We start from the raw sequence: 23,096 nt of genomic DNA on the forward strand, positions 1-23,096 counted from the left end.
TGCGTAATTCTAAGGCGAAAGGGCCGCGGTTTTCAGAGGCTGCCGAAGGCCCAGCGCAGGCTCAGCGACCCGGTGTGTTCGCGGTTGCCGCCGCCATACTGGCCGCCGTAGGCCAGGCCGATGACGGCCGAGCGCGACACGGCGATTTCCAGGCCGGCGCCCGCCAGCGCGGCGGACCGGGCGATGGGCGCGCCGGCGACCGTCAGCACGCTGCCGCCGTCCAGCACCAGGGTGGTTTCAGGTTGTACGTCGCCAAAGGCGCGGCGCCAGCCCAGTGTCGCGTGCAGTCTGCCGAAGGTGGGGCCGAGCGCGAAGCCGGTCTGGCCGCGCAGGCCCAGCGTGGTGGTGGTCTGCCGGATCCGTCCCGCGTCGGCCGAGAGCGCGGTGAATCCGCCCGATTCGCTGAAGCTGCGCGTGCGCACGTTGCGCACCGCCAGGCCCGCGAATGGCTCGATGGTCGCGCTTTCCGACAGCGCCAGCTCGTAGCCCAGTTCCGAAAAGGCCTGCGCGGTGTAGGCGCTGAAGTCGGCGGTCAAGGTCTGCCGGGCGATGCCGGGCATCTCGAAATGCCGCCGGGTGTCGATGTCGTGCCAGGTGTAGGAGGCGGCCGTCAGCAGGTTCAGCTTGCCGGGGCCGGCGTCGAACGACTTCTTGCCGTAGATCCCCGCGGTATAGCTGTATACGTCCACCCGCGCATCGGCCGCGTCGATGCGGACGCGGCTGCGGGTGGCGCCCAGCGCGCCGCCCAGCCGCCAGCCGGCGCCCGCGTCGAATTCGCCGCCGCCATACAGGCCGGTGGTGCGTTGCTTGATGCGGGCCGTGTTGGCGCCGCCTTCCAGCGTCTGCCAATTGTCGACGACGACGAGCCAGCCCGGCTGGGCCGGCGCGGGACGGGCCGGACGGTCGGCCAGCAGGCTGCGGTCCGGTTCGGCCTGTCCGGCGTGCGCGTGCGCTGCGCCAGCCGCGAACAGGACCTGCATGGCGAACGCCCGCGCCAGCAGCCGCCGGCGCACGGCTATCGGTGGCGGCAAGGACTGTTTACGCCAGTTCTTTCAGCAGCAGTTCCCAGAATTTCATGCGCTGTTCCAGCGTCGAAACCAGGATGTACTCGTTCAAGGTGTGCGCGCCGTCGCCGTCGGCGCCCAGGCCGTCCAGCGTCGGGATGCCCATGGCGGACGTGAAGTTGGCGTCGCTGCCGCCGCCCGTCATGGGCGCGTCTTCCAGCAGGAAGCCGGCGCGTTCGGCATAGCCCTGCACCAGCGCCAGCAGATCGGCGGCGGCTTCGGTCTTCACCATGGGCGGACGGTTCAGCTCCACATCGATGTCCAGTTCCACGTCCGGACCCACGGCGCACAGCTCGCGCATGCGGCGCAGCACGTCTTCGGCGGCGCCCATGTCGGGCACGCGGAAGTCGACCACGCAGCGGCACAGCGCTGGCACGGTGTTGGTCACGGTGCCGCCGGCGATGGTGCCGACGCTCACGGTGATGCCGCGGTCATAGTCGGTCATGGCTTCCAGCGCCAGCACCTGATGGGCCATTTCGCGGATGGCGCTGCGGCCCTTCTCATGCTGCATGCCGGCATGGGCCGGACGTCCCTTGACGTTCAGGTTCAGCATGCCGGTGCCCTTGCGCGCCGTGACGCACTTGCCGCCGTTGGGGCGGGCGGGTTCGCAGACCAGCGCGTACTTGGCGTTGGCGGCAAAGCGCTCGATGTGCGCGCGCGACGCGTGGCTGCCGGTTTCTTCGTCGGGCACCACCAGAAAGTCCACCGGCAGCTGGGTCGCGCCGGGGCGCGCCAGGCCGGACAGCGCCGTCAGCGCCAGGTAGATGCCGGCCTTCATGTCGTAGCCGCCCGGCCCATAGAGGCGGTCGCCTTCGATGCGCACCGGGTTCTCCAGCAGCGTGCCCACCGGATGCACCGTGTCCATGTGCGCCAGGATCAGGATGCCGGGGCGCGTGTCGCCGGGGGCGCGGTTGGTCGCGTACAGCAGCGGACCCGTGGTCGGGCCCAGGGACGATAGCTCCACCGTCAGGCCGGCGGCCGCGGCGTAGTCGGCGATGATGCGCGCCATGGCGGCGATGCCCTCGGGGAAGTTCGAGGGCGATTCGCATTGCAGCCAGCTCTTGATGCCGGCGACGATCTGTTCAGTGCTCTGGGTGTTGGACATGACGGTATCGGATATCTGCAACGAAGAAAGTGGAGGCGGTCAGGCGACCTGCTGGCCGGCCAGGCGGGCCAGTTCGGCGGCGTCGGGCATCTTGCCGTCGAACCAGAGGCTGGCGCAGACGGCGGACATGGCGCGGCCGTCGTGGCCGATGCCCGGTACGACCTGCAGCTTCCAGCCGAACGGCACGCCGCGGCGCTCGGCTTCCTTGCGGCCGAACTCGAAGTAGTTCTGCGCGCGTGCGAAACGGTGCGGACCCTGGCGCATGGCGGCGGGTTCGGACGGCAGGTTGGGGTCGTCGGTGGCGATGTCCTGGTCGCCCGCCAGGATGGTCATCGGATAGGCCAGCAGCTTCACCAGGTGGTCTTCCGTCATGCCTACGCCGTCCATGCCTTCAGGGAAGGGATAGTCGAACGTGGGCAGCGTGTACCAGCCCGGGTTGCCGGCAGCCACGGCCTTGAACGGCGCGTGCGACTGGCTGCTCATCAGGCGGTGCACGAACTGGCCGCCGGCGGAGTGGCCGAACAGGTAGACGTTCTGGCCGTCGGTGATTTCGCCAGCGATCAGGTCCTTGATGACATTGCCCACCAACGCGTAGGTCCAGCCGTCGATGTGGCGCGGATTGCCGCCGGCCGAGAACACGCGGCCGTTGTTGTAGCTTTCCACGCCGGGCCAGATCTCGTTGGAGAAGGTCAGCGCCACGATCAGCAGCTTGTGCTTGTCGGCGGCTTCCACCCAGAAATCGCGGTACTCGTCGCCGTTGCGCAGCACGCCGTGCTGCACGATGACCACCGGCATGTCGGGCGTGTAGCCGTAGGGGCGGTAGGTCTGCAGCTTGAAGGGGCGGTCGGAGTTGCGGTCCTCGTCCACATACAGGATGGCGTTGCGGCCGGCATGGCCCAGTTCGATGGCGATGCGGTCGACGTTGGACATCTCGGAGGGTTTCATCAGGCGTTCGCCTCATTCAGGTGGCAGGCCGACCAATGGCCTGCCGAGATTTCTTTCAGGACCGGCGCCTGCTCGCGGCAGCGCGGCATGGCGTGGGGGCAGCGGGGATTGAAGGTACAGCCCGGCGGCGGATTCAGCGGCGACGGGATCTCGCCCTTGATCGGTGTGAACTTGCGGCCGCGGCGGCCCACGTCCGGCACCTCGGCCATCAGGGCCTGGGTGTAGGGATGGTTGGCGCGCGCGAAGATCTCGGCCGACGTGGAGATTTCCACGATCTTGCCCAGGTACATGATCGCCACGCGGTCGGAGATGTGCTTGACCACGCCCAGGTCATGGCTGATGAACAGGTAGGTGAAGCCGTGCTGTTCGCGCAGGTCCATGAACAGGTTGATCACCTGCGCCTGGATCGACACGTCCAGCGCGGCCACGGGCTCGTCGCAGACCAGGAACTTCGGCGCCACCATCAGCGCACGCGCGATGCCGATGCGCTGGCGCTGGCCGCCCGAGATCTGGTGAGGGAAGCGGTCGCGGTACTCGGGGTCCAGGCCCACTTCCTTCAGCGCCTGGTCGATGCGCGCGGGAATCTGGGCGGCGGGCGCCAGTTTGTGGACCTTGAGCGATTCGCCCAGGATCTGGCGCAGGCGCTGGCGCGGATTCAGCGAGGCCTGCGGATCCTGGAAGATCATCTGCACGCCCAGCGTGTAGGCCAGCTTGTCGGCGCCGCGCAGGCGGCGGGCTTCCTGGCCCTGGTACAGCAGCTGGCCTTCAGTCTGGCCATGCAGGCCGGCAACGACGCGGCCCAGCGTGGACTTGCCGCAGCCGGATTCGCCGACCAGGCCCACGACTTCGCCGCGCTTGATGGACAGGTCCACGCCGTTGACCGCATACACGGTGCGGCGGTCGATGGGACGGCCGGTCAGGGCCAGGATGCGCTGGGCCAGGTCGGGCCGCTGCTCGAAGCGCTTGTGGACGTTCTTGAGCTCGATGACGGGGGTATCGGCTTGGCTCATACCGGCTGGGCCTCGCGGGTAATCGGCACGTAGCAGCGGTAGTTGCGCGCGCCTTCGGTGGTGACAGTGGGGGCTTGTTCGGTGCAACGCGTGACCGCGCTGGTGCAGCGCGGGCGGAACGGACAGCCCGATGGGCGGCCGGCGAGGCTGGGCGCCATGCCGTTGATCTGGTGCAGGCGCGCGCCGGGCTGGGTGGCGCCGGGCATCGAATCCAGCAGGCCCTTGGTGTAGGGGTGGCGCGGCGCGTCCAGCACTTCTTCGACCGGGCCGCTTTCGACGATGCGGCCGGCGTACATCACGGCCACGCGGTCGGCCAGTTCAGCCACCACGCCCAGGTCGTGGGTGATCCAGATCAGCGCGGTGTTGTGTTCGCGGCAGATCTCCTGCATGCGGTAGAGGATCTGGCCCTGGATGGTGACGTCCAGCGCCGTGGTCGGCTCGTCGCAGATGATCAGGTCGGGCTTGTTCAGCATGGCGATCGCGATCGCCACGCGCTGGCGCATGCCGCCCGAGAATTCGTGCGGATAGCTCTTCAGGCGCTTTTCGGGCGAAGGAATGCCGACCATGGCCAGCGCCTCGCGGCAGCGTTCCTCGGCTTCGGCGCGCGGCACGTCTTCGTGGGTGAGGATGGCTTCCATCATCTGCTCGCCGATGCGCAGCACCGGATTGAGCGTCATCAGGGGATCCTGGAAGATCATGGCGATGCGGTTGCCGCGCAACTGGCGCATCTGCTCTTCGCTCAGCTTGCGCAGGTCCGTGCCCTTGAACTTCACTTCGCCGTCCACCACTTCCCCGGGCGGGTCGATCAGGCCCAGGAGCGAAAAGCCGGTGACGGATTTGCCGGAACCCGATTCGCCGACCAGGCCGACGATCTCGCCGCGGCGCACGGTCAGGTCGACGCCGTCGACCGCCAGCCACGCGCCGGCTTCGGTATGGAATGCGGTGCGCAGGCCGCGCACGTCAAGAATGTTTTCGCTCATTTCAGTTGCCCATTGCGCCAACCGCGGCGCATGTAATGGAGATAGCTCCATCGGGATGCCGCGGAGCCGGCTTTGCCGGTCCGCAGGCATGCCCCCTTGAGGGGGAAGCGCGCAGCGCTTCGGGGGTGGGCCTCATCTCTTCGGGTCCAGGCTTTCGCGCAGGCGGTCGCCCACGATGTTGATGGAGAGGATCAGCACCAGCAGGGCGATGCCCGGGAACAGGCTGATCCAGTAGTCGCCCGACAGCAGGTACTGGAAACCGTTGGAAATCAGCAGGCCCAGCGACGGTTCGGTGATGGGCACGCCCACGCCCAGGAACGACAGCGTGGCTTCCAGCGCGATCGCGGTCGCGATCTGGATGGTGGCGAACACCATGACGGGGCCCAGGCAGTTGGGCAGCAGGTGGAACAGCATGATGCGCCAGGCGGGGAAGCCCAGGTTGGCGGCGGCTTCCACGTATTCCTTGCGGCGTTCCTGCAGGGCGCGGCTGCGCATGATGCGGGCGTAATGCCCCCACTGCACCAGCACCAACGCCAGGATCACCTTGTCGACCCCTCGCCCCAGCACCACCAGCAGCACCAGCGCCACCAGGATGGTCGGAAAGCCCAGGATGAAGTCGACGATGCGCATGAGCACGGTATCGACCACGCCGCCGACATAGGCGGCTACCAGGCCGATGGCGCCGCCCACGGCGGTGGCCAGGACCACGGCGGACAGGCCCACCATCAGGCTGATGCGCAGGCCATACAGGATGGCGCTGAGCATGTCGCGGCCCTGGTCGTCGGTGCCGAGCCAGGCGATGCTGCCGTCCATCAGCGCCTGGCGCGGCGCCAGGCGGCCGTCCATCAGCGAAAGGTTGGCGAGGTCGTAGGGATTCTGCGGCGCGAAGAAAGGCGCGAAGACCACCAGGACGATCAGGATGGTCAGCGCGATGACGGAGCCGCGCACCGTCGGGCGTGCGTGCAGTTTCTTCAGGATGGAGGCGCGCTGGGGCGTCTCAGCCAGGGGCTGGACGGTGCGGGTGCGGCCGGGATTCGGAGTTTGAGCCATGGCGGATTATTGAGCGGGAGTCACGAGCTGCACGCGCGGATCGAGCGTGGCGTACAGGATGTCCACAACCAGGTTGATGATCACGAAGATCAGGGTGACCAGCATCACGTAGGCCACCACGACCGGGCGGTCCAGCTGGTAGACGCTGTCGATCAGCAGCTTGCCCATGCCTGGCCAGGCGAACACGGTTTCGGTGATGGTGGAGTAGGCGATGAGGGTGCCGAATTCCATGCCGATCACGGTGACCACGGGGATCAGGATGTTGCGCAGGATGTGGCGGCGCACGATGCGGCCGGGCTTGACGCCCTTGGCGCGCGCGAACTTCACGTAGTCCTGGCTGCGGGCCTCGACCACGCCGGACGCGGTCAGGCGCAGCACCAGGGCGATGTTGGCCAGCGCCAGGTTGATGGCCGGCATGATCAGGTGCGACCAGCCATCGGCAGTCAGGATGGACAGCGGCACGCCCAGCACGGTGACCGTGTCGCCGCGGCCGGTGGCGGGCAGCCAGCCCAGCCATACCGCGAACAGCAGGATCAGCATCATGCCTTGCCAGAAGTTCGGCAGCGAAAAGCCCAGCACCGAAGTGGCCATGATGCCGCGGCCCAGCGGCTGGTCGCGGTACAGGCCCGCGATCAGCCCCAGCGGAATGCCGAACACACAGGTCAGCATGATGGCGACCACCACCAGCTCGAACGTGGCGGGGATGCGCTGCACGATCAGCTCGATGGCGGGGATGCCGTGCACGAAGGATGTGCCCAGGTCGCCGTGCAGCGCGCGCCACAGGAATCCTGTGTATTGCTGCCATACCGGCAGGTCCAGGCCCAGGCGGGCGATCATCGCCTCGCGTGCGGCCTGGCTGGCTTCGGGGCTGACCAGCAGTTCGATCGGATCGCCCACGGCATAGACCGCGAAGAAGACCACGACCGAAACGGCCAGCAGCACGAACAGACTCTGTATCAGTCTGCGTAGGATGAACAAGGCCACGAGATTATTTCCTTGGTGGGCTCAGGGTTTGCGGGCGCCGCGTAGGGTCTTACTTGGCGGGCTTGGCCGACATGGCCAGGGTGTACTGGTCGGCGCGGCCTTCATAGGTCAGTCCCTTGCGGAACGCCCAGATGCTGCTTTCGAAATGCAGGGGAATGCTGGGCAGGTCGGCCAACGCCAGCGTCAGCGATTCCTGCAGCAGCTTTTCGCGCGCGGCCGGGTCCACGGTGACGAGGGCGCGCTTGAACACGCGGTCGAACTCGGGGTTGTCATAGCCGCCGTAGTTGCTGGTGCCCAGGCCGTGTTCCTTGTCGAACGCGCTGACCCAGTATTGCAGGAAGGACGAGGCCTCGCCGGTTTCCGACGACCAGCCGCCCATGGCGAAGCTGAACTCGCGCTTGGCGCGCTTGGGGAAGTAGACCGAGCGCGTCATGGTGTCGACGGTGGTCTTGATGCCCACGCGCGACAGGTATTGCGCCACTGCCTGCGTGACCTGCGCATCGTTGATGTAGCGGTCGTTGGTCGATGAGACGGTCAGCTCGAAGCCGTTCGGGTAGCCGGCTTCGGCCAGCAGCTTCTTGGCGGCGGCCGGGTCGTACTTCAGCGCGGGCGGGTTGGGCAGGGTGCCGAACATGCCGTCAGGCAGGAACTGGTTGGCCGGCGTGGCGGCGCCGTCCATGATGCGGTCGGCGATGGTCTTGCGGTCGATGGCCATGGAAATGGCGCGGCGCACGCGCACGTCCTGCAGCGGGTTCTTGCCGTCCGCGGCTTTCACGCCAGGGCTGGGATTGCGCGCCACGTCGGGCTGGAAATACACCACGCGCACCGACGGGGTGATGACGTGGCCGAAACCCGGCGTTTCCGAAATGCGCTTCACGTCGCGCGCGGCGGGATTTTCGATCAGGTCGAAGTCGCCCGCCAAGAGGCCGGTCAGGCGCGGGCCAGCGGCAGGCACCGGCACCAGCTTTACGTCCTTCCATGCCGGCTTCGCGCCCCAGTAGGCGTCGTTGCGCGTCAGTTCGATGGCGGTGCCCTTGACGTAGCTCTTGAGCGTGTAGGGCCCGGTGCCGATCACGGAGCGGCCGGTGTTGAAGTCGGCCACGGTAGGCCAGGAGCCGGTGACGCCGCACTTGTTCTTCAGGTCGAAGCTGATCGGGCCATGTTCTGCGATGCCGTTCCACAGCATGCCCATGCGGGTCAGGTCGTTGGGCAGCAGCGGATAGGGCTGGCGCGTCTTGATCACCAGCGTGTTGCCGTCGCGCACCTGCACGTCGGCGAACTTCTGCACGATGGAGGGGTACGAGCTGCTGATGGACTGCTCGTTGTTGACCACGCGACAGAAAGTGAACAGCACGTCCTGCGCCGTGAAGGGCTGGCCGTTGGAAAACTTGACGCCATCGCGCAGCGTGAATTCCCAGGTCGTGTCGTCCACCGGCTTCCAGGCCGTGGCCAGGCGCGGGATCAGGTTCATCTTGGCATCCTGCCCCACCAGCGTCTCGAACATGTGCGAGGTCATCGCATCGTTCGGCGTGGCCTGGTGGTAGTGCGGATCCATCGACGTCGGCTCGGACGACAGGCCGATCCGCAGAACGCCGGCGGCATCCTGGGCGATGGCCGCGGTGGTACAGGCGGCCATGGCGAAGGCCGTGAGCATGCTGCGGTAGAGCGTCTGGGCAGACATGGATTTTGTCCCTTTGTTGTATTGGTTATGGTGTTGCGGGGCGGCGTTCCTGGCGGGCCGCCGCGGGTCTTCAGGCGATGGGCTGCGCCAGCCGGACGACGGTCACGCCGGGCCGCAGATTGGCGGTGGAAGGCATGATCAGCACGCAATCGTCATAAGGCGTGACGACGGGCTCGCCCTCGGACCAGCCGATCAGGTCGCCGGCGCGGGCCAGCGTTTCCAGGCCCTTCCAGGGTTGGGCGAAGCGGAAATCGGCGCTCTTGGCGGCGATCGCATGCGTCACGCGCAGTGCGCGCTGCGTGGACGCGGCGGGGGCGAACCAATCCGCGGGCAGGTCGCCGCGGTCCACCGTGCCCGCTTCCACCAGGAAGCGCGCCATCTGGTCGACAGCCACGCCGCGCGCTTCGGGCGCGCCATGGAAGCCGCATTCGATCAGCAGGGAACGGGTGCCGTTGTCGCCGGCTTCGCCGAAGCGGCCATAGTCGCGCATGCGCACGCCCGCGGCGTGGCCGGCGTCGGCGATGATGGTGGCGGGGTTGCCCAGGGCCAGCGCCAGGTCGATATTGCGTTGCTCCATGCCGGTCAGCTGCAGCGGCACGTCGGAATTGCTCATCGAATGGAAATCCAGCAGCCAGTCGGCCTGCTCGACCCAGGGCTGGATCTCGGCGGCGCGGCGGCGTTCCTGGCTGGTCGGCACGCTCAGCTTGTCGTCGCTCCAGACGCGGTTCATGTCTTCGTCGACGAAGCGCGCGGGCGCGTAATTCGCAGGGTCGAAGCGATCGAACGCCGCCAGGTTGCAGAACGCCAGCGTCAGCGAACCGCGGCGCGGGCGCAGGCCCGCCGCCAGCGCGTCCTTCAGCGCCCAGGCGCCGCAGAGTTCATTGCCGTGGATCAGCGCGCTCAGCATGACGCGTTTGCCCGGCACGCCCGAATCGAAATGCCAGACCCCCGGGGTATCCGTGTTGCCCACCCGCTCTGCCGACAAGTTCGGACAGGCAAGTAGAAATGGACGCGGTGTGGACGCGGGGGCGGACGTGGGCATGGGAACTCCGATGAAGCGACGGGATTGTATAGGCGATGGCGCTGGGGGGGCGGCTAGCGGCCGGCATGAGCGGGCGCCGCGGCGCGACGGGCGCTGAAACAGGCTGCTAGCACGGGTTTTCCCTTATATATAGGGCGCATCAGGCGCGCGCCGCCTTTGAGTATTGGGCGAATTCTAGGAGCTTGGCTGCTTTCTCTACAATTAGAATATTTATCTCGAGCTTTGCAGAAAAGGCAAAGCTTGTTCCCCATTCCCATTCTCTGAGAACCGCGAGGGCTGACGTGCACGGCATCGCCTTGAAGTATTTTCTGGAGGTCGCCCAGGCGGGCAGCCTGAGCGGCGCGTCCGAGCGCCTGCATGTGGCGGTGTCTGCCATCAGCCGGCAGATCGCCAAGCTGGAGGAAGAGGCGGGCGCGCCGCTGTTCGAGCGCGCCGCGCGCGGCATGGTCCTGAGCGAAGCGGGCCAGTTGCTGCTGGCGCATGCCCGCCGCACCATGCTGGAAGCCGATTCCGTGCTGCAGGAAATCGCCGCCATCAAGGGCGCCGCGCGCAACGAGATCCGGGTGGCCTCGGTCGAGGGCGTGGCGCGGATCTTCCTGCCCTCGGTGATGGCGCGTTTTCGTCGCGACTGGCCCAACATCCGCTTCGACCTGCACGTGGGGTCGCCGGCCGAAGTCAGCCGCCGGGTGGCCGAAGGCAGCGTGGAACTGGGCATGGTCTTCATCGCCGAACGCATCGGCGGGGTCAGTCCGCGCTATTCGCGCCGCGCGCCGGTGCATGCGGTGATGGCGGCCGACCATCCGCTGGCGGGGCGCGCCAGCGTCAGCCTGCAGGATCTCAGCCAGTATCCGCTGGCGCTGACCGGGCCGGGCACCACCACGCGCCAGCTGTTCGAGATGGGCTGCGCGCTGGAGTCGGTGCAGCTGGAGCCAGCGCTGACCTGCAACGATTCCTCGCCCTTGCACGGCTTCGTCTTCGGGTCGGACGCCATCATGCTCAGCGGCTATATCTCGGTGGCCTGGAGCCTGCGGCGCGACGAGCTGATCGCCGTGCCGATTTCCAATGCCGAGCTGCAATCGCGCACCCTGCAGATCCAGGTCATGCCGGGCCGGGTGCTGCCGCCAGCGGCCGAGGCCTTTGTCGAATTGCTGGCGCGGGAGCTGGACGACGCGCTGCAAGGCAGGGCGGCCGCATAGTCCGCCAAGGATGCTGAAGTCCTCCGCCCAGGCAAAAAAAACGGCTGCCCTGGGGCAGCCGTTCTTCGTTCAGGCGGACCTGATTACTTCTTTTCGGGCGTGACCGAAGTGGCCAGCGTGTACTGGTCGCGGCGGCCTTCGTAGGTGATGCCCTTGCGGAAGGCCCAGATGCTGCTTTCGAAGTGCAGCGGGATCAGCGGCACGTTGTCCAGCGCGATCTGGGTGGATTGCTGCAGCAGCTTCTCGCGCTTGGGCGCGTCCACCGTCACGATGGCTTCCTTGTAGACCTTGTCGAAGTCGGCATTGCTGAAACCGCCGTAGTTGCTGGTGCCCAGGCTGTTGGGGGAATCCAGGGATGCCACCCACAGCTGGAACAGGGCCGAGGCTTCACCCGTTTCCGCCGGCCAGCCGCCCATCGAGAAGCTGAACTCGCGCTTGGCGCGCTTGGGGAAATAGATGGAGGCCGTCATGGCGTCCACATTGGTCTTGATGCCGACGCGGGCCAGGTACTGGGCCACGGCTTGCGCCACCTGGCCGTCGTTGACGTAGCGGTCGTTGGTCGACGACAGGGTCAGTTCAAAGCCGTTCGGGTAGCCGGCTTCGGCCAGCAGCTTCTTGGCGCCTTCCGGGTCGAACTTGATTTCCGGCGCCTGGGGCAGCGCGCCGAACATGCCGTCGGGCATGTACTGGAAGGCGGGCGTGGCCATGCCGTCCATGATGCGGGCGGTGATGGTCTTGCGGTCGATGGCCATCGAAATCGCCTTGCGCACGCGCAGGTCCTGCAGCGGGTTCTTGCCGTCGGCGCTCTTGACGAAGGGGCTCGGGTTGCGGCCCACGTCAGGCTGGAAGAACACCAGGCGGGTCGACGGGGTGGCGACGAAACCGAACTTGGGGTTGTCCTTCAGGCGCGGCAGGTCGCGGGCGGCGGGGTTTTCGATCATGTCGAAGTCGCCGGACAAGAGGCCGGTCAGGCGCGGGCCGGCCGACGGCACCGGCACGAACTTCACTTCCTTCCAGTACGGCTTGGGACCCCAGTAGTTTTCATTGCGGACCAGCTCGATGCCGGTGCCCTTGACGTAGGACTTCAGGGTGTACGGGCCGGTGCCGATGGCGTCCTTGCCGTTGTTGAAGTCGGCCACGGTGGGCCAGGGGCCGGTCACGCCGCAACCCTTCTTGGGGTCGAACGTGAGCTTGCCGTGTTCGACGATGCCGTTCCAGACGATGGGCAGCGAACGCGCCAGTTCGGCGGGCATCAGCGGGAAGGGTTCGCCGGTCTTGATGATGACGGTGTGCGCGTCCGGCGTCTGCACGTCGGTGATGCGCTTGGTCATGTCCATATAGGACTGCGACACGTTGGTTTCGTTGTTCAGCGTGCGGCAGATGGTGAACAGCACGTCTTCGGACGTGAACGGCTTGCCGTTGGAGAACTTGACGTCGTCGCGCAGCTTGAATTCCCAGGTCTGGTCGTCCAGCGTTTTCCAGGAGGTGGCCAGGGCCGGAACCAGCTTCATGTCGGCGCTGCGGCCCACCAGGGAACTGTAGACGTGCGCAGAGAAGGCGTCGTTCTGCGTCATCTTGTGGTAGTGGGGATCCGCCGAGGTGGGCTCGGCCGACAGGCCGATCTTCAGCGTCTGGGCTTGGGCGGCGGCCAGGGGAATGGCGGCGGCCGCAAGGGCCAGGGTGGTACGCAACTTCATGGTGACAACTCCGGATGGGGAACGAACCGGATCGCGCCTGCGTGTAAACCGGCCTGCGCCAGCCGCGCGGGCGGCCTCGCCTGGAAGGGGCTCAGGGGGTTTTGGCGCCGGGCACGACGGCAAGGGGCCGATTATCGGTAGGGGCTTCGCGCACTGTCAATGCGCAATGGCAAGCGTGGCGCTAGGGAAAACGCGGAGAGGGAGGGGGAAAGAGGGCGCCGCGCTGCCTCGTCTGGAGGCCTGCGCGGCGCGATGGCGCCCGGGTGAGGGGCTGGGCGCCGAAGAACCGCCGCAAGGGGCGCCGGGAAACCGGCGGGCGTTGCGGCGGGGTCGCGCCAGGCTGAATCGCGGGAGATCGATCGCGACTCAGGCCGGCGCGGCAGGGCTTACCACTGCGAACCGGAGAAGCGCGAGCTGGCGGCGCGGGCCTTGTTCATCGACTCGTTCACTTCGTCGATGAAGGAAAACACGGCGGCAACAGCTGCCACTACGGCTTGGCCGGCCTTCTTCAGGCTGGTCAGCGGATGGGAATTCGGTTGGTTCTCGAGGGCGCCGCGGAGCAGGTCACGCTCCAGCGCGTCGGTCAGGCGGGCAGTGTGGTTCAGGGTCAGTTCGCTCATGGTTTGCTCCAGTCCGTTTCGTCTTGGGGTAAACCATTATAGGGATAACCCTAGAACAAAAGCAATGCCATTTCTAGGGTAAACCCCTATATGTTGTAAAAATGTTTATGCCGCAGGGACTTAGCCGCCATTGCGCAGGGCGCGGGCGGCATCCGCCAGCTCTCCGGCGGTCAGTCCGATGGGGCCGACACCCTGGGCGACCAGCGCGTCGGCGGCCGCGCCGTGCAGCCAGACTGCCCCGGCGACCGCCTGCTCCAGCGGCAGCTTCTGGGCGATCAACGAGCCCAGCATGCCCGCTAATACGTCCCCCGTTCCGGCGGTGGCGAGCCCCGGATTGCCGCTGGTATTGACCCGCAGATCGCCATCCGGGGAGCAGACCACGGTGCCCGCGCCCTTCAGTACGATCCAGGCGCGGGAGCGCTGGGCCAGTTTCCTGGCGGCGGCCGGCCGGTCGGCCTGCACCTCGGCCGTGTCCATGCCGAGCAGCCGCCCGGCCTCGGCCGGGTGAGGCGTCAGCACCACGGCGCCCTCGCCCCAGTTGGGCTGGATGTCGCCGCGGGCCAGCAGATTCAGGCCGTCCGCGTCCAGCACCAGGGGCGAGCCGCGGCGCAGCACGAATAGTTCGGACAAGGCGTTGGCCGCCAGGGCGTCCGTGCCGATGCCGCAGCCCGCCACCCAGGCGGTGACGCCCCAGTCTTGTTCCAGCAGCGAGCGAGCGTCGCGCAGCATCAGTTCGGGCTGCAGCGGATCGCAGGCCAGCGGCGCGGCGTCCTGGGCGAAGCCGACCAGCACCTTGCCGGCGCCGGTCTTCAGGGCGGCGCGCGCGGCCAGCAGCGCCGCGCCCGTCATGCCCGGGCCGCCGCCCACCACGCCCACTGTGCCGAAACTGCCCTTGTGGGTGTCCTGGCCGCGCGGCGCGAACAGGGCGGGCAGGGCGGCGCGGTCGATGGCGCCGCCGGCGGACGGGGCGGTAGTGTTCATGGGCTGAGGCTCCTGGGGATGGCGGCATGGCGCGAAAGCGCGTATCTACTATAGTGCGCCCAAACCGGCCGGCATCCGGCCCGGCCCCAAGACAAGATTACGTGGAGACGAACATGAGCGACATCACGCTGGAACACTATTCCGCCTATGAGTCCCTGAAACTGCGCCGGCACCCCGGCGGGGTGCTGGAGGTGATCATGGGCGCCAAGGGCGGCATGCCGGGCAAGCTGTCCACCGCCGATGACCGCATGCACCGCGAATTGGCCGACATCTGGCGCGATATCGACACCGACCCGGACACCCGGGTGGTGGTGATCCGCGGCGAGGGCAAGGGCTTCTCGGGCGGGGGCGACCTGGACCTGGTGCAGCAGATGGCCGACGACTTCGACGTGCGCACCCGCGTCTGGCGCGAGGCTCGCGACCTGGTCTACAACATCATCAACTGCAACAAGCCCATCGTGTCCGCCATGCATGGCGCGGCCGTGGGCGCGGGCCTGGTGGCCGGCCTGCTGGCCGACATCTCAATCGCGGCGCGCGACGCGCGCATCATCGACGGCCATACCCGCCTGGGCGTGACGGCCGGCGACCACGCCGCCATCGTCTGGCCGCTGCTTTGCGGCATGGCGCGCGCCAAGTACTACCTGATGCTGTGCGAAACCGTGACCGGCGAGGAAGCCGAGCGCATCGGCCTGGTGTCGCTGTGCGTGGACGAGGCCGAACTCATCGGCCGCGCCTTCGAGGTCGCCAACAAGCTGGCCGCCGGTTCCCAGACCGCCATCCGCTGGACCAAGTACTCGCTGAACAACTGGCTGCGCATGGCCGGGCCGAGCTTCGATACGTCGCTGGCGCTGGAATTCATGGGCTTTGGCGGCCCGGACGTGCGCGAAGGGATCCAGTCCCTGCGCGAACGCCGCGCCCCGAACTTCCGGCCGGATTCGCCGTTCTGAGGCGACGGATTACGCGCGCCAGGCTAGGGCGCGCAATCCGGCTTTCCTACTTCTTGAAGAACTTCGCGAACGCCGCCTGCGCTTCCTCGGATTGCAGGCGGATGCGGAATTGCTGGGCTTCATAGTCCAGCGTGTCCTGGATCACCTGGCGGTCCGGGCGGCGCAGCATGGCCTTGGTCAGGCGCAGCGCGGCCGGCGGCTGGCGCGCCAGGTCGGCGGCGGTGGCTTGCGCCGCCGCCAGCGCCTGGCCCTTGGGCGTGACCGAAGTGGCCAGCCCGGCGTCGCAGGCGTCCTGCGCCGTGAAGGCCTTGCCCTGCAACAGCCATTCGGCGGCGCGGCGGGCGCCGGCCAGGCGCGGCATCAGCAGGCTGGAAGCGCCTTCCGGGCACAGCCCCAGCGCCACGAACGGCATGCGCAAGGTGGCGCCTTCGCCGATGTGGACGAAATCGCAGTGCTGCAACAGGGTCACACCGATGCCGATGGCATAGCCTTCGACTGCGGCGATGACCGGCACGTCCGCCATGACCAGCGCCCGCAGGAAGGTCAAGGCGGCGCTGTCGCCTGCGCCGCGTTCCGCCTGGAAGTCGCGCAAATCATTGCCCGCCGTGAAATGCTCGCCCGCGCCGGTCAGGACCACTGCCGCCAGCGCCGTGTCGGCGCATGCCAGAGTGATCTGCTCGGTCAGGGCGGCATAAGTGGCCGTATCCAGCGCGTTGCGGCGGTCCGGGCGATTGATGGTCAGCGTCAGCACCGCGCCGTCGCGGCTGACCTGCAGGCCGGCGCTCATGCGCCGAAACCGTCGGCCAGGCGGGACTTGGCGTCCGCGTATTCGCTGCGCAGCGTGTCCACGATCTGGCGGGTCGGCAGCACGCTGGCGATGCCGCCTACGCCCTGGCCCGCGCCCCAGATGTCCTTCCAGGGCTTGACCCGGGTGGAGCCGAAATTGGACGCGCCGCTGTCTGGCTGCGGCAGGTTGGCCGGGTCCAGGCCGGCGGCGGCGATGCTGGCCTTCAGGTAGTTGCCGGGAATGCCGGTGAAGAACGGGGTATACAGGATGTCCGAGGCGCTGGCGTCCACGATGGCGGACTTGTAGCCTTCGCTGGCGTTGGCTTCCTCGCTGGCGATGAAGCGCGTACCCATATAGGCGAAGTCCGCGCCCATGGCCTGCGCGGCCAGGATGTGCGCACCCGAGGTGATCGCGCCCGACAGGATCAGCGGGCCGTCATAGAAGCGGCGCACTTCGGACACCAGCGCGAAGGGGCTGAGCGTGCCCGCATGGCCGCCAGCGCCGGCGCACACCAGGATCAGGCCGTCCACGCCGGCTTCCAGCGCCTTTTCGGCGTGGCGGATGGTGGTCACGTCATGGAACACCTTGCCGCCCCAGTCATGGATGCCTTTGACCAGGTCGCCGGGGGCGCGCAGGCTGGTGATGATGAGCGGCACGCGGTGGCTGGCGCACACGGCCAGGTCCTGCTCCAGCCGGTCGTTGGACTGATGGATGATCTGGTTGACCGCAAACGGCGCCACCGTCGCGCCGGGGTTGGCCTCGCGGTGCGACGCCAGGCCGGCCTGGACTTCGTCCAGCCAGTCGGTCAGCAGGCTCTGCGGACGCGCGTTCAGCGCGGGGAACGACCCCACGATGCCGCTGGTGCACTGCGCCACCACCAGCTTGGGATTGGACACGATGAACATCGGGGCGCAGATGACCGGCAGGGACATCTGGCCGTACAAATCATTCACGAGAGAGTGGGGCATGGCTTCGTCGCGGAAAAAGGTCACGGGAGAACTTGAACATCGGGACTTGAACACCGTTGGCGGGTGTGCCTATAATTACCTACCGACCGTCCGGTAATTAATTAATCCTTATTAAACGGCATGCGCTGAAGCGCTGTCAATGGAGGTACGCGAGTCCCTCCGGCAGCTGCGGCGCGGCCCTTGCAAAGGCTGCCATGGCGACCTCCGCCCCTCCCGCCCAGAAACGCGCCCGCGCCGGCCGGCCGCCCACCGTGGCGGCCCCGCGCGAACGCATCCTGGAAGAAGCCGCCAAGCTCTTCGCCCAAAGCGGCTACGACGGCAGCTCGGTATCCGACCTGGCCGGCGCGCTCGGCGTGTCCAAGGCGGCCATCTACCACTACTACACCACCAAGCAGGACATCTACGACGCCATCATCCTGGCCGTGCTCAGCGGCCTGACGGAGGCCGTCGCCCAGGATGTGGCGCGGGCGGAGGGCGCCACGGCCAGGCTGCGCGCCTTCATGGTGGGCCACGCGCGCTACTTCGAGCAGCACCACGCCGAATTCGTCACCATGCTGATCGGCTATTCCGGCATGGCCCTGACCGAACGCGAAGACGCCGCCCGGCTGCGCGACGGCTACGAGAAGCGCCTGCGCGAACTGATCGCGCAAGGCGTCGCCGCCGGCGAGTTCCGCGCGCTGGACGTGGCCGCCGCGGGCCGCGCCGTGTTGTCCATGCTGAACTGGATGGTGCGCTGGTACAAGCCCGGCCAGGGCGACAGCGCCGAAGCCATCGCCGCCGGCTATTTCGATCTATTGGTCGGAGGCATGCGCGCCTGAGGCGCGGCTGTCCCCGGCTTGCCCCGTATCTTCTTGAGACTCCCACCATGGCCCTTGATACCGAAACCCTGAACCTGTTGCTGGACGCCGTGCGCCGTTTCGTGCACGAACGCCTGATCCCCGCCGAAGACGAACTCGCCGAAAGCGGCCAGGTGCCGCCCGACATCGTCAACGAGATGCGCGACCTGGGCCTGTTCGGCCTGTCCATCTCGCCCGACCATGGCGGCCTGGGCCTCACCATGGAAGAGGAAGTGCGAGTGGTCTTCGAACTGGGGCAGACCTCGCCCGCGTTCCGTTCGCTGGCCGGCACCAACATCGGCATCGGCTCGCAGGCCATCGTGCTGGCCGGCACCGACGAGCAGCGCGCCCGCTACCTGCCCAAGCTGGCCAGCGGCGAATTGATCGGCTCGTTCGCGCTGACCGAACCCGACGCAGGTTCCGACGCAATGGCGCTGCGCCTGTCCGCGGTGCGCGACGGCGACAGCTATGTGCTCAACGGCACCAAGCGCTACATCACCAACGCGCCCATCGCCGGCCTGTTCTCTGTCATGGCCCGCACCGCGCCGGAACGTCGCGCCAATTCCATTTCGTGCTTCCTGGTCGAAGCAGGCACGCCGGGCCTGACCATCGGCAAGCCCGACAAGAAGATGGGCCAGGCCGGCGCCTTGACCAGCGACGTGGTGTTCGACAACTGCCGCGTCCCGGCCAGCGCGCTGCTGGGCGGCGAAGAGGGCAACGGTTTCCGCACCTCGATGCGGGTGCTGGACAAGGGCCGCCTGCATATCTCGGCGCTGTGCGTGGGCATCGCCGACCGCCTGCTGAGCGATGCCGTGAAGTACGCCATTGAGCGTAAGCAATTCGGCCAACCCATCGCCGAATTCCAGCTGATCCAGGCCATGATCGCCGACAGCCAGGCCGAACTCTACGCCGCGCGCTGCATGGTGCTGGACGCCGCCCGCATGCGCGACCGCGGCGAGAACACCACCATGCAGGCCGCTTGCTGCAAGCTGTACGCCACCGAAATGGTGGGCCGCGTGGCTGACCGTGCGGTGCAGATCCACGGCGGCGCCGGCTACATGTCGGAGTACGCGGTCGAGCGCTTCTACCGCGACGTGCGTCTGTTCCGCATCTTCGAAGGCACTTCGCAGATCCAGCAGCTGGTGATCGCCCGCGAAACCATCAAGGCGCATTCCTGAGCGCGGACCCGGCGCAAGAGGCTAATATCCTGCATGACTGACGGTGATCCGGCGCACGGCCCATGGCCGCGCCGGCATATGACGCGCCAGCGGCCGCGCGCCGCCGGCATGACGGAATTCCAGTCTGGCTTGCGCGCCGCCGCAAGCCGGACGTTTTCATTTCTCTTCTAGCGAAAAGACTAATGTCGCAACGTCCCGCTCCCCTTACCGGCATACGCGTGCTGGATCTCACCCGCGTCCTGGCGGGTCCCTGGTGCACCCAGAACCTCGCCGACCTCGGCGCCGAGGTCATCAAGATCGAACGCCCCGGCGCGGGCGACGACACGCGGGCCTGGGGGCCTCCGTACCTGAAGGACGAGGCGGGCAACGACACCACCGAAGCTGCGTATTACCTGTCCGCCAACCGCAACAAGCTGTCGGTGGCGCTGGACATCGCCTCGCCGCGCGGCGCCGAGCTGGTGCGCGAACTGGCGCTGCAAAGCGACATCCTGGTTGAAAACTTCAAGGTGGGCGGCCTGTCCAAGTACGGCCTGGACTACGAAAGCCTGAAGGAGCTCAACCCGCGCCTGATCTACTGCTCCATCACCGGCTTCGGCCAGACCGGCCCTTACGCCAGCCGCCCCGGCTATGACTTCATGATCCAGGGCATGGGCGGGCTGATGAGCATCACCGGCGAACGCGATGACCTGCCCGGCGGCGGGCCGCAGAAAGCGGGCGTGGCGGTGACCGACCTGATGACCGGCATGTACTCCACGGTGGGCATCCTGGCCGCGCTGCACGAGCGCTCGCGCAGCGGCCTGGGCCAGCACATCGACATGGCGCTGCTGGACTGCCAGGTCAGCATGCTGGCCAACCAGAACCTCAATTACATGACCTCGGGCGTGGCGCCCAAGCGCGCCGGCAATGCGCACCAGAACCTGGTGCCTTACCAGGTCTTCGCGGCCAGCGACGGCCACCTGATCGTGGCGGTCGGCAACGACAGCCAGTTCCGCAACTACTGCGGCGCGATCGGCCTGCCCGAGCTGTCGGCAGATCCGCGCTTTGCCACCAATCCGCAGCGCGTGAAGAACCGCGCCGAACTGGTGCCGCTCCTGGCCGAACGCATGGCCACCGGCGCGCGCGACCACTGGCTGGCCGCGCTGGAAGGCGTGGGCGTTCCCGCCGGCCCCATCAACACGCTGGACCAGGTCTACGAAGACCCGCAGGTCCTGGCGCGCGGCATGAAGCGCGAAATGCCGCATCCGACCGCGGGCACAGTGCCCATTGCCTCCAGCCCGCTGAAGTTTTCCGACAGCCCGGTCGAGTACCGTCGTCCGCCGCCCATGCTGGGCGAGCACACCGAACAGGTGCTGTCCGAGAAGCTGGGCCTGTCGGCCGAAGAAATCCTGGCGCTGGCGCAAAGCCGGGCCTGAACCCCATCCAATAAAGGCAGGAGAGTGTTGATGAAGGAGATTCAAACCATCGGCGTCGTCGGCGCCGGGGCCATGGGGCGCGGCATCGCGCAGATCGCGGCGCAGGCCGGGCTGCGCGTGCGCCTGTACGACACCAGCGCCGATGCCGTGGCGGCTGCGCGCGAATCGTTGCGCCAGACCTGGGACAAGCTGGCCCAGAAGGGCAAGCTGAGCGCGGCCGACGCGCAGGCCGTGCTGGAACGCGTGGAATCCGCCACCGCGCTGACCGACATGTCCAACTGCCAGCTGGTGGTGGAAGCCATCGTCGAACGCCTGGACGTCAAGCGTGACCTGTTTGCCGCGCTGGAAGGCGTGGTGGCCGAAGACTGCATCCTGGCGTCGAACACGTCGTCGCTGTCGATCACCGCCATCGCCGCCGCCTGCAAGCGGCCGCAGCGCGTGGCCGGCTACCACTTCTTCAACCCGGTCGCGCTGATGAAGGTGGTCGAAGTCATCGACGGCCTGCGCAGCGCGCCCGAAGTCGGCGACGCGCTGGCCGAGCTGGCGCGCCGCATGGGCCACACGCCCGTGCGCGCCAAGGACATGCCGGGCTTCATCGTCAACCACGCTGGCCGCGGCATGAATACCGAAGGCCTGCGCGTGGCGCAGGAAGCCGTGGCGACCTTCGCCCAGGTCGACGCCGTGATGCGCGAGCAGGCCGGTTTCCGCATGGGTCCGTTCGAACTGCTGGACCTGACGGCGCTGGACGTGTCGCACCCCGTCATGGAGTCCATCTACCGCCAGTTCTTCGACGAGCCGCGCTTCCGTCCTTCGCCCATCACCACCGTGCGCCTGGCGGGCGGGCTGATCGGCCGCAAGGCCGGCGAAGGTTTCTACGTCTACGCCGACGGCCAGAAGCAAGTGCCAGCCGAGCCGCCCGTGCCGGCGCTGCCCGAAAACCTGAAGGTCTGGGTCAGCCCCAAGCACGCCGAGGGCTACGCCCGCGCCGCCGCGCTGGCGGAAAAGCTGGGCGCCACGCTGGTGACCAGTTCCACGCCTGACGCCGACGCGCTGATTCTCGTCACGCCCTACGGCGAAGACGTCTCCACCACCGTTTCCGCGCAAGGCCTGAACGCGGCCCGCACGGTCGGCCTGGACACGCTCTACGCCTTCGACAGCGCCAAGCGCCGCACCATCATGGTGTCGCCCGCCACCGAAGCCAAGTGGCGCGACGCCGCGCACGCGCTGCTGGCTGCGGACGGCGTGCCCGTCACGGTGATCGAGGATTCGCCTGGCTTCATCGCCCAGCGCATCGTCGCCACCATCGTCAACATCGCCAGCGACATCGCGCAGCAGCAGATCGCCACGCCCAAGGACATCGACCTGGCGGTGACGCTGGGCTTGGGTTATCCGGTGGGCCCGCTGGCCCTGGGCGACAAGCTCGGCGCCGACCGCATCCTGGAAATCCTCAAGAGCATGCAGCGCGTGACCGGCGATCCACGCTATCGCCCCAGCCTGTGGCTGCAGCGCCGCGTGCAGCTGGGCATGTCGCTGACCAAGGCGGCTGGCGAAGAGTGACGCGATGAGCATGGCAGGCGCCGCCCTGGCATGCGAAAAAGCCCGCAAGACATCGTGTCTTGCGGGCTTTTTTTCGCGACGCCGGCCGCCTCAGTTCGCCGGCTTGACCCCGATCAGGGACACCAGCGGCGTCCATAGCGCGATGTCGTCGCGGATGCGCCGGGCGAACTTCTCCTTTACTTCGCCTGCCCGCGGCTGGCTGCCGGACGCGTCGAATTTGCTGAGCACCTCCGGGTCGCGCAGCATGACCTGCACGGCGTCGGCCAGCCTGTCCACCACTTCGGCGGGCGTGCCAGGGGGCGCGAACAGGCCGTTCCAGGTTTCGATCTCGTGTCCGGAGATGGTGTCGGCGATGGCCGGCACGCCGGGCAACTGAGGCACGGGCTGGCGGCTGGACACGCCCAGGAAACGAATGCGGCCGCTGTCCTTGTACGGCAGGATTTCGGAGATGTTGGCCGAGTACAGATCGGTCGTGCCGCCCATGGTGTCGAGCAGGGCGGGCGCGCCGCCCCGGTAGCCGATCAGTGTCGCCTCGACACCCGCGCGCTTGAGAAACACCAGCACCGACATGTGCGACATCGACCCTTCGCCGCCGTGCGCGACGGTCAGCGCGCCCGGCTTGGCCCGGCCATACTCGATCAGTTGCGCCAGGCTCTGGAAACGCGAACTGGACGGCACCGTGAGCACCAGCGGATTGCTGGCGATGTTGGCGACCGGCACCAGATCGTTCAACGGGTCGTAACGCACATTGAACAAAAACCGCACCAGCGAAACCTGGCCGATGGAGCCCACCATCAGCGTGTTGCCGTCGTTGCGCGAGCGTATCAGCGCATCGGTGGCAATAGTGCCGCCTGCGCCGGCCTGGTTCTTCACCACGACCGATGAACCCAGGGTGCGGCGTAGCGAATCGGAGGTAATGCGCGCCACGTAGTCGGTATTGCCGCCAGGCGGATACGGCACGATCAACGTGATGGCGGTCCCATCCTGGGCGCGGACCAACGTGGGCAGCAGCAATGGCGCAGAAGCCAGCAGCCGCGAGAACTGACGACGATTCAT

21 protein-coding genes are annotated in these 23,096 nt (G+C 67.5%); 6 read left to right on the plus strand and 15 right to left on the minus strand.

The features are described from left to right. Positions 1 to 32: 32 nt before the first annotated feature. From HV766_RS01255 to HV766_RS01295, 9 genes are all read right to left on the minus strand, one after another. A complete protein-coding gene (locus HV766_RS01255; RefSeq protein WP_254593260.1) occupies positions 33 to 1,031 on the minus strand; it encodes an autotransporter outer membrane beta-barrel domain-containing protein in 999 nt (332 codons plus the stop codon). 7 nt (positions 1,032 to 1,038) lie between these two features. Continuing rightward, a complete protein-coding gene (locus tag HV766_RS01260) occupies positions 1,039 to 2,169 on the minus strand; it encodes a M20 family metallopeptidase (protein ID WP_054455173.1) in 1,131 nt (376 codons plus the stop codon). 39 nt (positions 2,170 to 2,208) lie between these two features. Then, positions 2,209 to 3,114, minus strand: coding sequence for a prolyl oligopeptidase family serine peptidase (locus tag HV766_RS01265; RefSeq protein WP_054455171.1), 906 nt, complete (start codon positions 3,112 to 3,114; stop codon positions 2,209 to 2,211). Next, positions 3,114 to 4,124 carry an ABC transporter ATP-binding protein gene (locus HV766_RS01270; RefSeq protein ID WP_013391145.1) on the minus strand — a complete coding sequence of 337 codons (1,011 nt, stop codon included), beginning with the start codon at positions 4,122 to 4,124 and terminating at the stop codon, positions 3,114 to 3,116. Before HV766_RS01270 ends, HV766_RS01265 begins: the two co-directional genes overlap by 1 nt. Further along, positions 4,121 to 5,104 carry an ABC transporter ATP-binding protein gene (locus HV766_RS01275; RefSeq protein WP_175180410.1) on the minus strand — a complete coding sequence of 328 codons (984 nt, stop codon included), beginning with the start codon at positions 5,102 to 5,104 and terminating at the stop codon, positions 4,121 to 4,123. Before HV766_RS01275 ends, HV766_RS01270 begins: the two co-directional genes overlap by 4 nt. A 132-nt stretch (positions 5,105 to 5,236) precedes the next feature. Then, positions 5,237 to 6,154, minus strand: coding sequence for an ABC transporter permease (locus tag HV766_RS01280; RefSeq protein ID WP_125473640.1), 918 nt, complete (start codon positions 6,152 to 6,154; stop codon positions 5,237 to 5,239). A gap of 6 nt (positions 6,155 to 6,160) precedes the next feature. Next, positions 6,161 to 7,138, minus strand: a complete 978-nt coding sequence (locus HV766_RS01285) for an ABC transporter permease (RefSeq protein WP_054455165.1) — start codon at positions 7,136 to 7,138, stop codon at positions 6,161 to 6,163. A gap of 49 nt (positions 7,139 to 7,187) precedes the next feature. Next, on the minus strand, positions 7,188 to 8,819 hold the full coding sequence (locus HV766_RS01290) for an ABC transporter substrate-binding protein (RefSeq protein WP_119452134.1): 1,632 nt from the start codon (positions 8,817 to 8,819) through the stop codon (positions 7,188 to 7,190). A 70-nt stretch (positions 8,820 to 8,889) separates the two neighbouring features. Continuing rightward, a complete protein-coding gene (locus tag HV766_RS01295) occupies positions 8,890 to 9,861 on the minus strand; it encodes a M14 family metallopeptidase (protein ID WP_054455161.1) in 972 nt (323 codons plus the stop codon). A gap of 281 nt (positions 9,862 to 10,142) precedes the next feature. On the opposite strand from HV766_RS01295, the gene HV766_RS01300 reads away from it, so the two are divergent. Next, positions 10,143 to 11,057, plus strand: a complete 915-nt coding sequence (locus tag HV766_RS01300; protein WP_054455159.1) for a LysR family transcriptional regulator — start codon at positions 10,143 to 10,145, stop codon at positions 11,055 to 11,057. An 83-nt stretch (positions 11,058 to 11,140) separates the two neighbouring features. Here HV766_RS01300 and HV766_RS01305 read toward each other — a convergent pair whose 3' ends face one another. The 3 genes from HV766_RS01305 to HV766_RS01315 form a co-directional block, all read right to left on the minus strand. After that, positions 11,141 to 12,754, minus strand: a complete 1,614-nt coding sequence (locus HV766_RS01305) for an ABC transporter substrate-binding protein (protein ID WP_054455157.1) — start codon at positions 12,752 to 12,754, stop codon at positions 11,141 to 11,143. Between the two features lie 386 nt (positions 12,755 to 13,140). After that, the gene (locus HV766_RS01310; protein WP_054455155.1) at positions 13,141 to 13,374 is read right to left on the minus strand and encodes a hypothetical protein; all 234 of its coding nucleotides are present in this window, start codon (positions 13,372 to 13,374) and stop codon (positions 13,141 to 13,143) included. 120 nt (positions 13,375 to 13,494) lie between these two features. After that, complete coding sequence (locus HV766_RS01315; RefSeq protein ID WP_175180411.1) at positions 13,495 to 14,355, minus strand: NAD(P)H-hydrate dehydratase; 861 nt, start codon at positions 14,353 to 14,355, stop codon at positions 13,495 to 13,497. A 113-nt stretch (positions 14,356 to 14,468) separates the two neighbouring features. Between HV766_RS01315 and HV766_RS01320 the strand changes: the two genes are divergently transcribed. After that, positions 14,469 to 15,302: an enoyl-CoA hydratase/isomerase family protein gene (locus tag HV766_RS01320; RefSeq protein WP_054455150.1), complete on the plus strand. Its 834-nt coding sequence runs from the start codon at positions 14,469 to 14,471 to the stop codon at positions 15,300 to 15,302. Between the two features lie 46 nt (positions 15,303 to 15,348). Here the strand turns inward: HV766_RS01320 and HV766_RS01325 are convergent, their stop codons facing one another. Then, the gene (locus HV766_RS01325; protein ID WP_175180412.1) at positions 15,349 to 16,089 is read right to left on the minus strand and encodes an enoyl-CoA hydratase-related protein; all 741 of its coding nucleotides are present in this window, start codon (positions 16,087 to 16,089) and stop codon (positions 15,349 to 15,351) included. Continuing rightward, positions 16,086 to 17,057, minus strand: a complete 972-nt coding sequence (locus tag HV766_RS01330; protein WP_175161198.1) for an NAD(P)H-dependent flavin oxidoreductase — start codon at positions 17,055 to 17,057, stop codon at positions 16,086 to 16,088. The genes HV766_RS01325 and HV766_RS01330 overlap by 4 nt, the downstream gene beginning before the upstream one ends. 194 nt (positions 17,058 to 17,251) lie before the next feature. Between HV766_RS01330 and HV766_RS01335 the strand changes: the two genes are divergently transcribed. The 4 genes from HV766_RS01335 to HV766_RS01350 all read left to right on the plus strand — a co-directional run bounded on the left by HV766_RS01335 (position 17,252) and on the right by HV766_RS01350 (position 22,040). Then, positions 17,252 to 17,875 (plus strand): TetR/AcrR family transcriptional regulator, encoded by a 624-nt coding sequence (locus HV766_RS01335; protein ID WP_175180413.1) that lies wholly within the window; start codon positions 17,252 to 17,254, stop codon positions 17,873 to 17,875. A 47-nt stretch (positions 17,876 to 17,922) separates the two neighbouring features. Further along, positions 17,923 to 19,071 carry an acyl-CoA dehydrogenase family protein gene (locus HV766_RS01340; RefSeq protein WP_054455144.1) on the plus strand — a complete coding sequence of 383 codons (1,149 nt, stop codon included), beginning with the start codon at positions 17,923 to 17,925 and terminating at the stop codon, positions 19,069 to 19,071. A 182-nt stretch (positions 19,072 to 19,253) separates the two neighbouring features. Next, positions 19,254 to 20,483, plus strand: coding sequence for a CaiB/BaiF CoA transferase family protein (locus tag HV766_RS01345; protein ID WP_054455142.1), 1,230 nt, complete (start codon positions 19,254 to 19,256; stop codon positions 20,481 to 20,483). A 30-nt stretch (positions 20,484 to 20,513) separates the two neighbouring features. Then, entirely contained in the window at positions 20,514 to 22,040 is a 1,527-nt protein-coding gene (locus tag HV766_RS01350; protein WP_175180414.1) for a 3-hydroxyacyl-CoA dehydrogenase, read from the plus strand. Positions 22,041 to 22,130: 90 nt separating this feature from the next. On the opposite strand, the gene HV766_RS01355 is transcribed toward HV766_RS01350, so the two are convergent. Then, on the minus strand, positions 22,131 to 23,096 hold the full coding sequence (locus HV766_RS01355) for a Bug family tripartite tricarboxylate transporter substrate binding protein (protein ID WP_119452137.1): 966 nt from the start codon (positions 23,094 to 23,096) through the stop codon (positions 22,131 to 22,133).

The sequence above is a fragment of the Achromobacter aegrifaciens genome (genome assembly GCF_902859735.1).
GTDB classification, from domain to species: Bacteria; Pseudomonadota; Gammaproteobacteria; order Burkholderiales; family Burkholderiaceae_B; genus Achromobacter; species Achromobacter aegrifaciens.

Bases quoted from the DNA above. Each gene is read 5' to 3' on its own strand.
- HV766_RS01315 (WP_175180411.1), bottom strand. From the start codon at position 14,355: ATGAACACTACCGCCCCGTCCGCCGGCGGCGCCATCGACCGCGCCGCC.
- HV766_RS01345 (WP_054455142.1), top strand. From the start codon at position 19,254: ATGTCGCAACGTCCCGCTCCCCTTACCGGCATACGCGTGCTGGATCTC.
- HV766_RS01265 (WP_054455171.1), bottom strand. From the start codon at position 3,114: ATGAAACCCTCCGAGATGTCCAACGTCGACCGCATCGCCATCGAACTG.
- HV766_RS01290 (WP_119452134.1), bottom strand. From the start codon at position 8,819: ATGTCTGCCCAGACGCTCTACCGCAGCATGCTCACGGCCTTCGCCATG.
- HV766_RS01260 (WP_054455173.1), bottom strand. From the start codon at position 2,169: ATGTCCAACACCCAGAGCACTGAACAGATCGTCGCCGGCATCAAGAGC.
- HV766_RS01270 (WP_013391145.1), bottom strand. From the start codon at position 4,124: ATGAGCCAAGCCGATACCCCCGTCATCGAGCTCAAGAACGTCCACAAG.
- HV766_RS01340 (WP_054455144.1), top strand. From the start codon at position 17,923: ATGGCCCTTGATACCGAAACCCTGAACCTGTTGCTGGACGCCGTGCGC.
- HV766_RS01355 (WP_119452137.1), bottom strand. From the start codon at position 23,096: ATGAATCGTCGTCAGTTCTCGCGGCTGCTGGCTTCTGCGCCATTGCTG.
- HV766_RS01280 (WP_125473640.1), bottom strand. From the start codon at position 6,154: ATGGCTCAAACTCCGAATCCCGGCCGCACCCGCACCGTCCAGCCCCTG.
- HV766_RS01350 (WP_175180414.1), top strand. From the start codon at position 20,514: ATGAAGGAGATTCAAACCATCGGCGTCGTCGGCGCCGGGGCCATGGGG.
- HV766_RS01320 (WP_054455150.1), top strand. From the start codon at position 14,469: ATGAGCGACATCACGCTGGAACACTATTCCGCCTATGAGTCCCTGAAA.
- HV766_RS01275 (WP_175180410.1), bottom strand. From the start codon at position 5,104: ATGAGCGAAAACATTCTTGACGTGCGCGGCCTGCGCACCGCATTCCAT.
- HV766_RS01335 (WP_175180413.1), top strand. From the start codon at position 17,252: ATGGCGACCTCCGCCCCTCCCGCCCAGAAACGCGCCCGCGCCGGCCGG.
- HV766_RS01295 (WP_054455161.1), bottom strand. From the start codon at position 9,861: ATGCCCACGTCCGCCCCCGCGTCCACACCGCGTCCATTTCTACTTGCC.
- HV766_RS01305 (WP_054455157.1), bottom strand. From the start codon at position 12,754: ATGAAGTTGCGTACCACCCTGGCCCTTGCGGCCGCCGCCATTCCCCTG.
- HV766_RS01310 (WP_054455155.1), bottom strand. From the start codon at position 13,374: ATGAGCGAACTGACCCTGAACCACACTGCCCGCCTGACCGACGCGCTG.
- HV766_RS01325 (WP_175180412.1), bottom strand. From the start codon at position 16,089: ATGAGCGCCGGCCTGCAGGTCAGCCGCGACGGCGCGGTGCTGACGCTG.
- HV766_RS01330 (WP_175161198.1), bottom strand. From the start codon at position 17,057: ATGCCCCACTCTCTCGTGAATGATTTGTACGGCCAGATGTCCCTGCCG.